We start from the raw sequence: 14957 nt of genomic DNA, 5'->3' as shown, positions 1-14957 counted from the left end.
GTCGACCACGGCGACCGCAATTGCGTGCGCACACGGTTCAGTTCGCGATATATCTTCGGCCAGGACGATAGTTTTGTCCTACCGGACTGTGAACTCATGACGGCACGCAGGGAGACCGGATCCCGATCACCGCCTCGGGGATGCGCGCGGTTTCGCCAATCATTCCGACTTTGATTCTGGACCATTTTTGAGCGTGAGGCGACGAAGCCCTGAATTGTGCGGCACGATCAATCATGGAAAACGTCTCTCGCATGTAACGTTGCGAATGTCCTGTTACGTTCTGCTGCATAAGTGACGGCAGGTTGCCAGGCAACGCCGACAGGACAATGCGATAAATCAAATCCGAAAACCACATAGCATGGCAAATGCCCCGGCATCGGCGATTCGCCTTCACGCAAAGGCAAGCTCGCAAAAGATGCGCCGGTGATCGCAATTTTCTTGGAACCAATCCTCCCGGCGCGCGACCAAGCGATGTGTCCAAACATGGTCAGCTTGTGGCGGCCGCATTCGACCGCCATTGCATCGAATACATGAGTTATCTGCCACTCCCCGCATATCACCTCACGGCCCTAGCCTCGTCCGTCCTGCATTGTTGAACCCGACAACCCTTTGCTTACTATATGGTTTTCCAGGCCTTGCCGGCTGCTCCTATGCGTGCTTACTTGTGGTTGTTTTCATGAGGGGGATACAATCATGCGTTTTCTACTTGCTGCGGTCGCCATGCTGTCGTTCGCCGCCACCGCGGCTCTGGCTGATCCAGCTTCGGATTTCAAAAGAGCCGATCAGGCATTGAACCAGACCTTCAAGCAAATCCAGAAGCGGCTTACGGATGATTCCGACGGCAAGGCACGGTTCGTGAAAGCGCAGAGAGCGTGGATTGCGTTCCGCAACGCCGAATGCACGTTTCAATCCAGCGGTGACGATGGTGGCTCCGCGGCGCCGATGGTTGCCGCTGCTTGTCAGGCTGACCTGACCAAGGCCCGCACCAGGCAGTTGAAGGCCTACCTGAACTGCCAGGAGGGTGACCTCTCTTGCCCGGTGCCATCAGAATAATCTGGAGTGACAAAATGCCGAATTTCAAGATGAGATATGTGCTGATCGCGCTTGTGCCGTTGGCGGTTGCCGGTTGCGTCAGCGCTGAGGATCAGCGCGCAATGGATCAGCAACAGTGCGCGTCTTACGGCTACAGGCCAGGAACCAACAGGTTTGCCGACTGCATGATGCAACAGACCTCACAACGTTCAGAAGATGAGCAGCGCTCATTGGATCGCATGGCCGCGCAAGAACAGAGAGACAAGGATCGCAAGGAAGCGCGTCGAAAGGACGACAGCTACATCGATCCAAGGCCGAGTTACGACAAGGATGGCAATCCGAATTTCGACACTCAAGGCAATTACCAAGGGTGTCACGGCGCGGGATGTTTGGTCGACAATCCAGACAATAACGATGACGATGACCAGTAGGCTGGCTCCGCGAGGCTCTCCTTCCTGCCCCCTATAGTCCGGACCTCAACCCAATCGAGAAACCCTTCGCCAACTTCAAGCACTACATGCGGCGTTGCGCCAGGCGCAGGCTAGAAGTCAACCCAAATGCGAACCGCTCTACCTCGGCGAACAGCCGGGAAATGCCGATCCTGCACACGCGATCCGCGATTCCATCAGCTTGAAGGATGGTTCCGGAACTTTTTGCCGCAATGGCAGGTTCGAGCGACATGACGAAACTATCTGACCCTGGCCCGCCGTTCCCAGCAAGCTGCACGGCGGCCAGGACATCCCGGAAGAAGATCATTACTGCGGGCAGACGGTTGACCGGCGCGATTTACTCCAGGTGTTCTGGAGGAAGAGCCGGGGCATCGAGCGCTGGAACCGAGCCAGCTGCAACGATCATCGAATTTCCCCGAAGAAAGTACCTGCCTCTAGAAGCGCTTTCGGATCAGGGGCCGTTTCAGGGCAAAGCGGGCGATATTGTCGAGCGTTCTTGGCACCGCCATCTCCCCGATGCCCTCAATGGCGCCCTTGGCCGCTGCGTCCTCACGAAAGCGCACTATCCATTCTTCCGTGAGGCTGTCCCGTTGAACAGTGAATCTCGAATTGGCGGTGTCTTCCGGGACCTGGACGCCCATATAATCCGCCACAGCTTCCAGATAGGGCCGTGGGTCTTGCTGCAAATCTTCGTAGACGAATTGACGACAATCCAGCCCCGCAAGTTGTAGGTAGGACCTCCAGAACGCATAGCTTCGATCAATCTGGAAATACGCTTGGCTGATGTCGGCGAAGCTATAAGGAACAGAGCGCGGATTGACTTTCCCTTCGTGCCGGCTCGTCCACACTCCAGACATCCTAGCTCGGTAGAACGAAATAGCTTGCTGAATTCGGTCGCGACGTTCCAACAAAATGAATTCCAAGCCGTGTTTTCTTCGAATCTCGAATAGAAAATCCTTTCCGAATTTCTCCTTACACCAGGCCAGATGGCGCGGAAACAACTTGATCGCAAACCGCCCGTTGTCGGTCGACGCTTTCTCGATGACCGCTTTTTCAAGATCATCATAGGTGCGGGGATCGAAACGTAGATAGGCCGGATCAAGCCATTCCTCCGACCGTCCCATCAGGCCAGTTGCGTTCGTCAGGCTTCCCAGCCAGTTCGAACCGCTTCTTCCCTCTGTAAGAATCGCAACGCCCCGCATAAACTCCTCACTTCACCTTGTCCCGGAACGCATGCCGCAAGGCCCGCTTATCTTCAACCCAAATCAGTGCTGCGTTCCCGCCCCAGGTCCAGGAACACCGTGCTCAGCTTATTGCCGCCGTGATCTTCGTTGCCATCTTGTCGGCATCACCAGGGCTTTGGCTGGATTCTAGACCAGATGACCACGCAATTCATCTAGGACGCCGCATCGGCCGCCATCGTCATCGTGGGCGTGTTCGCCGTCGCCGACACGTCGCCACGCGATTGCTGCGCCTGCCCAGGAGTGTCCTCTGTCGAATAACCGTGAGGGTTGTTTTCGCCGCCATCACTATTTTTGTGAACCAATTCACCCGAGGCGCGACCAAGTGATGTGTCCAAACATGGTTCATCAAGGAGAACGTCTTATGTTTACTGTCTCGAGAAACGTCTTTTTGGCCGCCATCGCCGTTTCGGTGCTGGCCGGCTGCAAGACAACCGCTCCCAGGGAATGCGACAAGCTGAAGCCTGGCGTCACCTATAACGGCAAATGCTGCGGCATCGGCGAGCCTTGCCGCGAAGGCAAGGGCGGCGGCGACAGGCCGGGAAATACGCCTGATCCAGCGCCGCAATGATCTGATTGCGTGTCGCCCGTTCCGGTCAGCGCTGGGACGGGCGGGTTGCGCTCGAAAGCTCGCCAACGTCCAGCCTCCCCTTGAGGCACCGAAATCGTCCACCTCTGTGTAACGCGCGCCCTGGACGGCCCTGTGCCACGCTGTGCCCTGCTTATCCCAAGTGAGGCGTTCTTCCGCCAGCACCTCGACGCTGCTCATCCCGCGCGTCATGCCCACGCGCTTTGTCTGGCGAGCCGGCCAGCATGTCGATCCAAGTCTGATTTGTCTGGTTGGATGGTGGGCGTGACAGGGATTGAACCTGTGACCCCTGCAATGTCAATGCAGTGCTCTCCCGCTGAGCTACACGCCCATCCGAAGCCGCGCATACACCATTTTTGATCCAGCGCGTCAATAGCAGGAAAAAGGAAAGAAGGCGTCGTCTCGCCGCAGTGGCGAAGAGGTGCGGCGCCTCGCCTAGAAAACGGCTCAGGCCGCCTGCAGCATCTTCTCCACCTCGTTGACGAGGTCGCGCAGATGGAATGGCTTCGACAGCACCTTGGCGTCTTTCGGCGCCTTGGAATCCGGGTTCAACGCAACGGCGGCGAAACCGGTGATGAACATGACTTTCAGATCGGGATCGATCTCGGTGGCGCGGCGCGCCAGCTCGATGCCGTCCATCTCCGGCATGACGATGTCGGTCAGCAGCAGCGAGAACGGCTCTTCGCGCAGCCGCTCATAGGCGCTGGCGCCATTGTCGAAATCGCTGACCTGGTAACCGGCGCGCTCCAGCGCCTTGACGAGGAACCGACGCATATCGTCGTCGTCTTCCGCCAGAAGAATGCGTGCCATGATATCCTGTCCGAATCACCCGCCCGAGATTGCCGTTGGGCAAGCCCGTTAACCATCCTGTATATGAGGAGGTGAGGGTAAACATCAAGTGAACGCGGACGGCGATGATCCATATTTGCCGGGGGTGTGCCGCCGCTGAAATGCTGGACACGCGGCCTGCAAGGTGGCACTTTCACATCATGATGCACTGGTGTTTTCGGGTTCGTTCAAATTGAAGACGGCAGCCGAGGATTTTTCGGTCTTTCCACCCTTCGAAATCCGGTCGGGCGCCGAGCAGCGCGTCCCCTTCCTCTTCAATTCGCCGCATAGCGGCCGCTACTATCCCGAACGGTTCCTGGCCATGGCAAGGCTGGACCGCAACGCCATCCGCCGGTCGGAAGACTGTTACGTCGATGAGCTGTTCGGCGGTGCCGTGGCGCTCGGCGCGCCGCTGCTGGCGGCGAATTTTCCGAGGGCCTATCTCGACGTCAATCGCGAGCCGTGGGAGCTCGATCCTCGCATGTTCGCCGAGCCAGTGCCGTCCTTCTGCAACATCCGCTCGGCGCGGGTGGCGGGTGGGCTTGGCACGGTGCCGAAGCTGGTCGGCGAGGGGCTCGACATCTATTCCGGCCGCCTGCCGCTGTCGGAAGCCGTTGCCCGGATCGAAACCGTCTACAAGCCCTATCACGAGACGCTGAAGCGGCTTTTGACCCGGACCCATGCGCGGTTCGGTTTTGCCGTGCTGATCGACTGTCATTCGATGCCGGCGAGCATCCGTGTCGGCGACAGCGGGCTGCGGCCCGACTTCATCATCGGCGACCGTTTCGGCATCTCGGCAACCGCCGCCCTGACCGAGACCGCGATCGGCCTGCTCAGCGCCATGGGCTATTCGGTTGCCCACAACAAACCCTATGCCGGCGGCTTCATCACCGAGCATTACGGCCGCCCGGCGCGCCATCTGCATGCGCTGCAGATCGAGGTCAATCGCGGGCTCTACATGAACGAACGGACATTCGAGAAGGCCGCCGGCTTCGATGCGCTGGCCGACGATCTGACGCGGTTCTCAGCCGACCTGATGTCGATGCCCGACCATCATTTCATCGACCTGCCGCTGGCCGCGGAGTGAAATCGCGGCGTAAAAAAAGACCGCATCGTTTGCACGATACGGTCGAAGTCTAGGGAGGAAACGCCCAAGGAGGGCATGGACAGGAAACCCTGTCCGAGGTCAAGGGTATTGTGCGTTGCACAAATGTCAAGCGACCTTCAGGCTTTTTTAATTCACTCTGATGTGGAAATTGCGTTTCGACGACGCTTATGTGACATCCGGGCAACAGATGCCGTCGCGGAGAAGTAGTCGAACACACTTGTTTTGGTACGAAATTGGCGGCAGAGCACGGCTCGGACATGCTGCAGTGCGGGAGAATCAGTTGGACATCAGTGTCGATTTCATGCGCCGCATCGCGCAGGTGGCGGCGGCGGAGACCTTGCCGCGCTTTCGTGCCCAAGGCGCGGTCGCCAACAAGGAACAGGGCAGTTTCGATCCGGTCACCGAGGCCGATCGCGAGGCCGAGCGCGCTATCCGGGCGTTGATCTCTGCCGAGTATCCCGACCATGGCATTCTTGGCGAGGAGCATGGCAGCGAGAACATTTCGAGCCGGCATGTCTGGGTGATCGACCCGATCGACGGCACGCGCGCCTTTATTTCCGGCCTGCCGGTGTGGGGCACGCTGGTCGGGCTGACGGTCGACGGTGACGCCGTTGCCGGCATGATGGCGCAACCCTTCACCGGCGAGCTGTTCTACGCCAACGCCTCAGGTTCGCACTATGAGGGGCCGGGCGGGCCGCGAAAACTGACGACCCGCAAGACGACGAAGTTGGACCAGGCGACGCTGTTCACCACCACGCCGGCGCTATTCAAAGGCGAAGCGCGCAACCGTTACGATGCATTCGAAAGACAGATCCAACTCGCCCGCTATGGCGCCGATTGCTATGCCTTCGCCATGATCGCTTCGGGAAGCGTCGATATCGTCGCCGATCCCGGTTTGAAGCCATACGACATCGTGGCGCTGATCCCGATCATCGAGAAGGCAGGCGGTGTGGTCACCACATTCGATGGCGGGCCTGCGGAAAAGGGCGGCGATGTCCTGGCGGCTGCAACGCCGGAACTCCACGCAGCTGCCATGGCTGCCTTGCGCGGCTGACCAGCGACCGGCGGCCGTCAGGCCGTGGGGTCGTCGCTGCCGGGAATGAAGGCGTCGAAGGCGGCGAGCAATTGCTCGCGGTAGATGTCGGCTTCCTGCAGGATTTCGTGGCGGGAGCCGTCGATCATCAGCAATGAACCGAGCCGCAGACGCCTGGCGTAGGCTTCGACAGCCCTGGTCGAGACGACCTGGTCGGCGCCGGCGGCGATGATCAGCAGCGGGACCTGGATCCGGGCCATGAAGTCGGGGTCGTTGACGGCTTCCGAAGCTTTCGCGGCTGCCCGCAGCCAACGGATCGTCGGCCCGCCAAGCGCCAGTTGCGGGTATTCTTCATAGATCCGTGTGTTGCGCCGATAGCGTTCCGGGTCCGATGTCAGCTTGTTGGTCTCGAAAGGGGCCGTTGCCCTCGGCCGCGGACCCCAGGCGGCATAGAGCCGGCCGAGGCCGAGAGCGCAGAACAGGGAACAGACGCGGCGAACCGTCGAGATCGAGACCGGAAGGTCGGGCAGCGTCAGGAAAGGCGCGATCAGCACCATGCGCCGGACGCGGTTCACCATCGACGGCGCGGCCAGCAGGGTGATCAATGCGCCTGCCGAATGGGCCAGGATGTAGTAGGGTCCGCGGCAATCGGGCAGCACGATCTCCTCGAAGAACTGTTCGAGGTCGGCGGTGTAGTCGCGGAAGCTGCTGACGTAGCCGCGCTGGCGATCGCGGATCAGCCGGTCTGAATCGCCCTGGCCGCGCCAGTCGAGCGTGGCGACGCCAAAGCCACGATCGGCAAGGTTGCGGATGGTTTCGAAATATTTCTCGATGCACTCGTTGCGGCCGGTGAGCAGGACCACGGTGCCCTTCATCGGGCGAGCGACCGCGCCGAACAGGCCGTAGCGGATATTCTTGCGGTCACGCGTGGTGAAGAAGCCGCCGGCGGCGTTTTCCGGCCGCGGATTGCCCTCGATTTCGTGAAAAAGGGAGTTTTCGGTGAAAAGATCCGTCATTCGGCGCTTCGTGCTCGGCGTCTCGCATGCCCGCCTGCGCTGGCCGGCTCCGCTATGGTGATAGACGCCCATGCGCCAAAAGCCAAGGAATTCCCGGTGACTGACTGGGCTGCAACAGGGAAGGCCGGAAGCCGCTTGAAAGCGTGCTTCCGGCCTCTGTCGATCCGGGAGGAAGGGACGTTACACCCGGTCGGCCTCGTTGCGGTGCCTGTTGTGCAATCGGCGCCGCCAGTCCTTGATCCTGGAATGGACTTTAGCGCCGGCTGCCTGAACGCGCGCCGAAGTGCCGGTTCATCTGCCGTTCATCAAGGGTCCGGCCGCCGTGGCTTTTGCCGCCAGGTGAAATCTTGAAATGCTTTCCAGCGCTCCCCAAATGTCTCGTGCGGTCGCCAATGTAGGGGCCGCTGGCCCACCCGAAACGCCGCTCAAGGGTTTCGCACCGGCCATACGCAAACCATGTTGCTCAACAGGAGAACACCTCATGCGTCACGTTGATTTTTCCCCGCTTTATCGCTCGACCGTCGGCTTCGATCGTCTGTTCACGATGCTCGATTCGCTTGCGCAGCCGGATGGCGCGCAGACCTACCCGCCCTACAACATCGAGCGCACCGGTGAGGATTCCTACCGGATCTCGATGGCGGTTGCCGGCTTCTCTGACGAGGAAATCTCGATCGAAGCCCATCGCAACGTGCTGACCGTGAAGGGTGAGCGCAAGGACGAGGGCACCGGCGAAGGCTCTGAACTGCTCTATCGCGGCATTGCCTCGAGAGCCTTCGAACGCCGCTTCCAGCTTGCCGACCACGTCGAAGTTGTCGGTGCTTCGCTGAAGAACGGCCTGCTGTTCGTCGACCTCAAGCGCAACATCCCCGAGGAGCTGAAGCCGCGCAAGATCGCGATTACGGCATCTTCGGCCAAGGCCAAGCAGATCGAGGCCAAGACCGCTGCCTAAAGTACAAGTCTCCTCCCGAGACGGAAGCGGCGCCGAAAGGCGCCGCTTTTTTGTTATCGGGGATTTCGGTATCAGGCGATCAGCTGGCCAAAACGGTCGACCTCATCGGCCGTCGTCGCGAAGCTGGTGACGAAGCGATACAGCAACTCGTCCTCGCTGATGTGGCCGTCAAAGCCGTGCGGCTTGTGCCAATCATAGAACGCCGCACCCGCTGCCTGCAGCTTTTCAGCTTCGGCTTTCTTGATCACTGCGAAAACCTCGTTTGCCTGCGGCAGCCATGCCAGTTTTGCCGTGGCCGAATCCTCGATCGCGGCGGCAAGGCGTGCGGCCATGGCGTTGGCGTGGCGGGCGGTGTCCAGCCACAATCCGTCTTTGAAATAGGCCTCGAACTGCGCCGCGACGAAGCGCGATTTCGAAAACAGCTGGGCGGCGCGCTTGCGCAGGAACGCCAATTCCCTGGCACGATCAAGATCGAACAGCACGATCGCTTCGGCGCACCAGCAGCCATTCTTGGTGCCGCCGAAGGACAGGATGTCGACGCCGCGTTTCCAGGTCATTTCGGCTGGCGACGTGTCGAGCGCGACCAGCGCATTGGCAAAGCGGGCGCCGTCCATGTGCAAGGGCACCGAATATCGTTTGGCGATCGCCGCGATCGTCTCGATCTCATCCAGGCCGTAGATGGTGCCGACCTCGGTCGACTGGGTGATCGAAACGGCCATCGGCCGTCCCCAATGGACGATTTCCGGTGCGAAACGGCCGATGGTCCTTTCCAGATTGTGCGGATCGATCTTGCCCAGCGCGCCATCGATCTCATGCAGGCGTGAGCCGCCGGAAAAATACACCGGCGCGCCGCATTCGTCCTCGATGACATGCGATTCGCGATGAGCAAAGGAAACGCCGCCCGGCTTGTTGTAAGCGGTCAGCGCCAGCGAGTTGGCGGCCGTGCCGGTGGCGACGAAGAACACCGCGACCTCGCGTTCGAAAATCTCGCTGAAGCGCTGGTAGACTGCCTGGTCGAGCGCTCCGTCGCCATAGGCGGTGGAAAAGCCGCCGGCATTGGCCGACAGGCCGGCGGCAATGTTGGGGTGGGCGCCTGCCCAATTGTCGGAAGCGAAGAACATGCATCTGCCTATGTCTTGGGAGAACGGGGGGTTGGGGAAATCAGACTGAAGTTGACCGGTTTCGCGTGCTGATCGCAAGGGCCAGGCGCCGGAAAAACAGTAAAGCCAGCCAACGGGCAAAGCCCAGGCCGACGACTGAAGCTTACGTTTTTCCTCAGCTTCACGACATTTTCTGTCGCGAATGCCCCAAGTTTTTTGCAAATCGGTCTTGTGTGCGTCCGGGATTTCTGCCATAAAAATTTAGGACAGTAGTGCTGTCTTATTTTGTCGCACAAAACGAGCTGGATTGGCGTATCATTTGGGCCTCTCCGGCTGTTGCCGCGAGCGACAGGTGGACAGCCAGACTCTGGCCTGTACGATTACCAGATGCGATCCATGCGGAAAGCCGCCTGGTTCGACAGGATTTCGCAAGACGTGCCACAAGGATCAGGGTGAGCCAAGCGCTTGCCGAGGCAAACCAGCGCCTGAATGGCTGGGAAGGAGGACAGGAGATGACGGACATGACGCACTCTGCGACGAACGGCCAGGCCGCGCAGACGAAAGCGGCAACCGTCAAAACCACCTTGCGATCCAATATTGGCCGAAGCGCCAACGGATTTTCCGCCCAGGGCCTCTACGATCCACGCAACGAGCATGACGCCTGCGGCGTCGGTTTCATCGTCAACATGAAGGGCGTGAAGTCGCATCAGATCGTCGAGGACGGGCTTGCTGTGCTCGAAAACCTGACGCATCGCGGCGCCGTCGGCGCCGATCCGCTGGTCGGCGATGGCGCCGGCGTGCTGGTGCAGCTTCCCGACCAGTTCTTCCGTGACGAGATGGCAGCCCAGGGCATCGAGCTGCCGCCGGCGGGCCAGTACGGCGTCGGACACTGGTTCATGCCGCAGGACGCGGCCCTTCGCGCCCATATCGAGGACATCATTGCCGAATCGGCGCAATCCGAGGGACTTCCGCTCATCGGTTTCCGTGACGTGCCCGTCGACAATTCGTCGCTGTCGAAGGCGCCCGACATCGTGGCATCCGAGCCGTTCCATCGGCAGATCTTCATCGGCCGCACGCCAGACATTACCGATGACGAGGAATACGAGGCCAGGCTCTATCTGCTGCGCAAGGTCATCTCGGGCCGCATCTATGCCGAGAACGACAACAAGGACATCGGCGCCTATTGCGTGTCGCTGTCGGCGCGCACCATCGTCTACAAGGGCATGTTCCTGGCTTATCAGGTCGGGGCCTACTACAAGGACCTCAAGGACCCGCGCTTCGAAACCGCGCTGATCCTCGTCCACCAGCGCTTCTCGACCAACACGTTCCCGTCATGGAAGCTGGCGCATCCCTACCGCATGGTCGCCCACAATGGCGAGATCAACACCGTGCGCGGCAACAACAACTGGATGGCTGCGCGCCAGGCGTCGGTCGATTCCGAACTGTTCGGCAACAACATCTCGAAGCTGTGGCCGATTTCCTATGACGGCCAATCCGACACCGCCTGCTTCGACAATGCGCTCGAGTTCCTGTTCCAGGGCGGGTACAGGCTCAGCCATGCCATGATGATGCTGATTCCGGAAGCCTGGGCCGGCAACAAGCTCATGGATGCCGATCGCAAGGCCTTCTACGAATACCATGCGGCATTGATGGAGCCGTGGGACGGACCGGCGGCGGTGGTCTTCACCGATGGCCGCCAGATCGGCGCCACGCTCGACCGCAATGGCTTGCGCCCGGCACGCTACATCGTCACCGACGATGACCGCGTCATCATGGCCTCGGAAGCCGGCGTGCTGCCGGTGCCGGAGGAGAAGATCGTCAAGAAGTGGCGGCTGCAGCCCGGCCGCATGCTGCTGATCGACCTGGAGAAGGGGCGCATCGTCTCCGACGAGGAGCTCAAGTCGGAGATCGCGACCAAGCATCCCTACAAGACCTGGCTCGCCAACACGCAGCTGATCCTCGAAGATCTGAAGCCGGTCGAACCGCGCGCGTTGCGCAAGGATGTCAGCCTGCTCGATCGTCAGCAGGCATTCGGCTACAGCCAGGAGGACACCAAGCTGTTGATGTCGCCTATGGCGACGACAGGCCAGGAAGCGGTGGGCTCGATGGGCACCGACACGCCGATCTCGGCGATGTCGGACAAGTCGAAGCTGCTCTACACCTATTTCAAGCAGAACTTCGCCCAGGTCACCAACCCGCCGATCGACCCGATCCGCGAGGAGCTGGTGATGAGCCTGGTGTCCTTCATCGGGCCGCGGCCCAACATCTTCGACCTTGTCGGCAATTCGCGCCGCAAGCGGCTCGAAGTGCGCCAGCCGATCCTGACCAATGGCGATCTCGAGAAGATCCGCTCCATCGGCCACACCGAGGACCGTTTCGACACCAAGACGATCGACATCACCTATGGCTCCGCCGAAGGCGCCGCGGGCATGCAGGGCGCCATCGATCGGTTGTGCGAGCGGGCGGAGGCGGCGGTTGCCGGCGGCTACAACATCATCATCCTGTCCGACCGCCAGGTCGGGCCCGACCGCATCGCCATCCCGGCGCTGCTGGCGACGGCGGCGGTCCATCATCACCTGATCCGCAAGGGGCTGCGCACCTCGGTCGGCCTCGTCGTCGAATCCGGCGAGCCGCGCGAAGTGCATCATTTCTGCTGCCTCGCCGGCTATGGCGCCGAGGCGATCAATCCCTACCTCGCCTTCGACACGCTGCTCGACATGCACAAGCGCGGCGAACTGCCGAAGGAAGTGGACGCCTACGAAGTCGTCTCGCGCTACATCAAGTCGATCGGCAAGGGCATCCTCAAGGTGATGTCCAAGATGGGCATCTCGACCTACCAGTCCTATTGCGGCGCGCAGATTTTCGACGCCATCGGCCTGAAGACCGATTTCGTGCAGCAATACTTCACCGGCACCGCGACGCTGATCGAAGGCGTCGGCCTGGACGAGATCGCGGCCGAGACGCTCAGCCGCCACAATGACGGTTTCGGCAACGACCCCGTGCTGCGCAACAGCCTCGAGGTCGGCGGCGAATACATGTTCCGCATGCGCGGCGAGGCGCATATCTGGTCGCCAGATGCTGTCGCCACCTTGCAGCACGCCGTGCGCCAGGGATCGTGGGAAACCTTCAAGGACTATTCCGCCCAGATCGACAGCGAGACGGCCCGCGCCCAGACCATTCGCGGCCTGTTCAAGCTCAAGCTGGCCGGGGAAACCGGCCGCAAGAAGGTGGCGCTCGACGACGTCATGCCGGCGGCCGACATCGTCAAGCGGTTCTCGACCGGAGCGATGTCGTTCGGCTCGATCTCGCGCGAAGCGCACACGACGCTGGCGCGCGCGATGAACCAGATCGGCGGCAAGTCGAACACCGGCGAGGGCGGCGAAGAGGCCGACCGCTATCTGCCGCTGCCGGGCGGCGGCAAGAACCCGGAACGCTCGGCGATCAAGCAGATCGCCTCGGGACGTTTCGGCGTCACGGCCGAATACCTCGTCAACTCCGACATGATGCAGATCAAGGTGGCGCAGGGTGCCAAGCCCGGCGAGGGCGGTCAGCTGCCCGGCCACAAGGTCGACGCCACCATCGCCAAGGTCCGGCATTCGACGCCGGGCGTCGGCCTGATCTCGCCGCCGCCGCATCACGACATCTATTCGATCGAGGATCTGGCACAGCTGATCTACGACCTGAAGAACGTCAATCCGGCAGCCGACGTGTCGGTCAAGCTGGTGTCGGAAGTCGGCGTCGGCACGGTTGCGGCGGGCGTCGCCAAGGCGCGCGCCGACCACATCACAATTTCGGGCTATGATGGCGGCACCGGTGCCTCGCCGCTGACGTCGCTCAAGCATGCCGGCAGCCCGTGGGAAATGGGCCTTGCCGAGACACACCAGACGCTGGTGCTGAACGGCTTGCGGTCGCGCGTTGCGCTGCAGGTCGATGGTGGCTTGCGCACAGGGCGCGACGTCATCATCGGCGCGCTGCTCGGCGCCGACGAGTTCGGCTTCTCGACCGCACCGCTGATCGCGGCCGGCTGCATCATGATGCGCAAATGCCATCTCAACACCTGTCCGGTCGGCGTCGCGACGCAGGATCCGGTGCTGCGCAAGCGCTTCAAGGGCACGCCCGAGCATGTCATCAACTTCTTCTTCTACGTCGCGGAAGAGGTGAGGGAGCTGCTCGCCGAGATGGGCTACACCCATATCGACCAGATCATCGGCGACACCGATCTTCTGGAAAAGCGCGACCTGATCGTGCACTGGAAGGCGCGCGGGCTCGATTTCTCGAAGATGTTCTTCAAGCCGGATGCGCCGCATGAAGCGGTGCACTGGACCGAGCGGCAGAAGCACCCGATCGACGACGTGCTCGACCGCAAGCTGATCGAACTGGCCAAGCCGGCGCTCGAGAGCAAGCTGCCGGTCAAGATCGAGGTCGATATCCGCAATGTCGACCGCTCCGCGGGCGCCATGCTGTCGGGCGAAGTGGCCAAGCGCTTCAAGCACAAGGGCCTGCGCGAGGATACGATATCGGTGAAGCTGACCGGCACTGCCGGCCAGTCCTTTGGCGCCTTCCTGGCGCGCGGCATCTCGTTCGAGCTTGTCGGCGCCGGCAACGACTATGTCGGCAAGGGCCTGTCGGGCGGCCGCATCGTCATTCGGCCGCCGGAAGAGGCCAAGATCGTCGCGGCTGAATCCATCATCGTCGGCAACACGGTGCTCTATGGCGCAACCGAGGGCGAAGCCTATTTCGCCGGCGTCGCCGGCGAGCGTTTCGCCGTGCGCAATTCGGGCGTCGCCGCCGTCGTCGAAGGCGTCGGCGATCATGGCTGCGAGTACATGACTGGCGGCATCGTCGTCGTCATCGGCAAGACCGGCCGCAACTTCGCCGCCGGCATGTCTGGCGGCGTCGCCTACGTGCTCGACGAGGCGGGCGATTTCGCCGAGCGCTGCAACATGGCGATGGTCGAGCTGGAGCCGGTTCCGGAAGAAGACGATCTGATGGAAAGGCTGCTGCACCATGGCGGCGACCTCGACCACAAGGGCCGCGTCGACGTCTCCGGCGACATGACCAGCCATGACGAGGAGCGGCTCTACCAGCTGATCTCGAACCATGTGCACTACACCGGGTCGGTACGTGGTCGCGAGATTCTCGACGACTGGGCGACGTTCCGGCCGAAGTTCCGCAAGATCATGCCGGTCGAATACCGCCGCGCCCTGATCGAGATGGAACGCATGCGCATGGGCGTTGCGGCGGAATAGGCTTTGCAATGGCCGGGGAGCCCAGGCTTCCCGGCCCATCTTCATCGACAGTTTGACCTCCGGCGCAAGGTTGCCATGGCTGCCTCAAGGGGTTAACGGGTGCGGCGAAAACCGCACCATCTGGACAGCAGGAACTGGACTATGGGCAAGGTAACAGGCTTTCTCGAAATCGACCGGCAGGTGCACAAGTACCAGCCGGCCTCCGACCGCATCCGGCATTTCCGCGAGTTCACGCTGCCGATGTCTGACAAGGAGGTCGAGAAACAGGCCGCGCGCTGCATGGATTGCGGCATTCCGTTCTGCCACGGGCCGACCGGCTGCCCGATCCACAACCAGATTCCAGACTGGAACGACCTCGTCTAC

General features: G+C 61.3%; 13 protein-coding genes, 1 tRNA gene and 2 pseudogenes. 9 read left to right on the top strand and 7 right to left on the bottom strand.

Annotated elements, in window-relative coordinates; translation table 11 throughout:
• Positions 1-227 precede the first annotated feature (227 nt).
• The gene (locus EN879_RS06635) at positions 228-518 is read right to left on the bottom strand and encodes a hypothetical protein (RefSeq protein WP_127219021.1); all 291 of its coding nucleotides are present in this window, start codon (positions 516-518) and stop codon (positions 228-230) included.
• Positions 519-720: 202 nt separating this feature from the next.
• Here EN879_RS06635 and EN879_RS06630 point away from each other — a divergent pair, with 202 nt between their 5' ends.
• The 3 genes and pseudogenes from EN879_RS06630 to EN879_RS39765 all read left to right on the top strand — a co-directional run.
• Entirely contained in the window at positions 721-1053 is a 333-nt protein-coding gene (locus EN879_RS06630; RefSeq protein ID WP_224621359.1) for a lysozyme inhibitor LprI family protein, read from the top strand.
• 14 nt (positions 1054-1067) lie between these two features.
• Complete coding sequence (locus tag EN879_RS06625; RefSeq protein WP_013529710.1) at positions 1068-1463, top strand: hypothetical protein; 396 nt, start codon at positions 1068-1070, stop codon at positions 1461-1463.
• 9 nt (positions 1464-1472) lie between these two features.
• Positions 1473-1579, top strand: a pseudogene (locus EN879_RS39765) (transposase); the annotation flags it as partial.
• On the opposite strand, the gene EN879_RS38885 reads toward EN879_RS39765, so the two are convergent.
• Positions 1546-1713 carry a hypothetical protein gene (locus EN879_RS38885; RefSeq protein WP_158515803.1) on the bottom strand — a complete coding sequence of 56 codons (168 nt, stop codon included), beginning with the start codon at positions 1711-1713 and terminating at the stop codon, positions 1546-1548. The pseudogene EN879_RS39765 and the gene EN879_RS38885 overlap by 34 nt on opposite strands.
• A 202-nt stretch (positions 1714-1915) precedes the next feature.
• Complete coding sequence (locus tag EN879_RS06620; RefSeq protein ID WP_027161395.1) at positions 1916-2683, bottom strand: Stf0 family sulfotransferase; 768 nt, start codon at positions 2681-2683, stop codon at positions 1916-1918.
• Positions 2684-3086: 403 nt separating this feature from the next.
• On the opposite strand from EN879_RS06620, the gene EN879_RS06615 reads away from it, so the two are divergent.
• On the top strand, positions 3087-3293 hold the full coding sequence (locus EN879_RS06615; protein WP_013529712.1) for a hypothetical protein: 207 nt from the start codon (positions 3087-3089) through the stop codon (positions 3291-3293).
• Between the two features lie 274 nt (positions 3294-3567).
• On the opposite strand, the gene EN879_RS06610 is transcribed toward EN879_RS06615, so the two are convergent.
• Positions 3568-3642 (bottom strand) — tRNA-Val (locus EN879_RS06610).
• A gap of 116 nt (positions 3643-3758) precedes the next feature.
• Positions 3759-4121, bottom strand: a complete 363-nt coding sequence (locus EN879_RS06605) for a response regulator (protein WP_006199474.1) — start codon at positions 4119-4121, stop codon at positions 3759-3761.
• A gap of 163 nt (positions 4122-4284) precedes the next feature.
• Between EN879_RS06605 and EN879_RS06600 the strand changes: the two genes are divergently transcribed.
• Both EN879_RS06600 and hisN read left to right on the top strand, forming a co-directional pair.
• Positions 4285-5226 carry an N-formylglutamate amidohydrolase gene (locus EN879_RS06600; protein WP_013529713.1) on the top strand — a complete coding sequence of 314 codons (942 nt, stop codon included), beginning with the start codon at positions 4285-4287 and terminating at the stop codon, positions 5224-5226.
• Between the two features lie 301 nt (positions 5227-5527).
• Entirely contained in the window at positions 5528-6301 is a 774-nt protein-coding gene (hisN, locus tag EN879_RS06595; protein ID WP_024502739.1) for a histidinol-phosphatase, read from the top strand.
• A gap of 17 nt (positions 6302-6318) precedes the next feature.
• Here hisN and EN879_RS06590 read toward each other — a convergent pair whose 3' ends face one another.
• Positions 6319-7296, bottom strand: a complete 978-nt coding sequence (locus EN879_RS06590; protein WP_063170330.1) for an alpha/beta hydrolase — start codon at positions 7294-7296, stop codon at positions 6319-6321.
• A gap of 481 nt (positions 7297-7777) precedes the next feature.
• Here EN879_RS06590 and EN879_RS06585 point away from each other — a divergent pair, with 481 nt between their 5' ends.
• A complete protein-coding gene (locus EN879_RS06585; protein WP_013529716.1) occupies positions 7778-8245 on the top strand; it encodes an Hsp20 family protein in 468 nt (155 codons plus the stop codon).
• Between the two features lie 71 nt (positions 8246-8316).
• Here EN879_RS06585 and EN879_RS06580 read toward each other — a convergent pair whose 3' ends face one another.
• Complete coding sequence (locus EN879_RS06580; protein WP_127273986.1) at positions 8317-9366, bottom strand: low specificity L-threonine aldolase; 1050 nt, start codon at positions 9364-9366, stop codon at positions 8317-8319.
• Positions 9367-9857: 491 nt separating this feature from the next.
• Here EN879_RS06580 and gltB point away from each other — a divergent pair, with 491 nt between their 5' ends.
• Both gltB and gltD read left to right on the top strand, forming a co-directional pair.
• Entirely contained in the window at positions 9858-14594 is a 4737-nt protein-coding gene (gene gltB, locus EN879_RS06575; protein WP_063168950.1) for a glutamate synthase large subunit, read from the top strand.
• A 141-nt stretch (positions 14595-14735) separates the two neighbouring features.
• A pseudogene (gene gltD / locus EN879_RS06570) lies at positions 14736-14957 on the top strand (glutamate synthase); the annotation flags it as partial.

Source organism: Mesorhizobium sp. M7A.F.Ca.AU.002.02.1.1 (assembly GCF_003998535.1).
Taxonomy (GTDB): Bacteria; Pseudomonadota; Alphaproteobacteria; order Rhizobiales; family Rhizobiaceae; genus Mesorhizobium; species Mesorhizobium ciceri.
The sequence above is the reverse complement of the archived record's forward strand: the minus strand, read 5'-3'. Positions and strand labels throughout refer to the sequence as shown.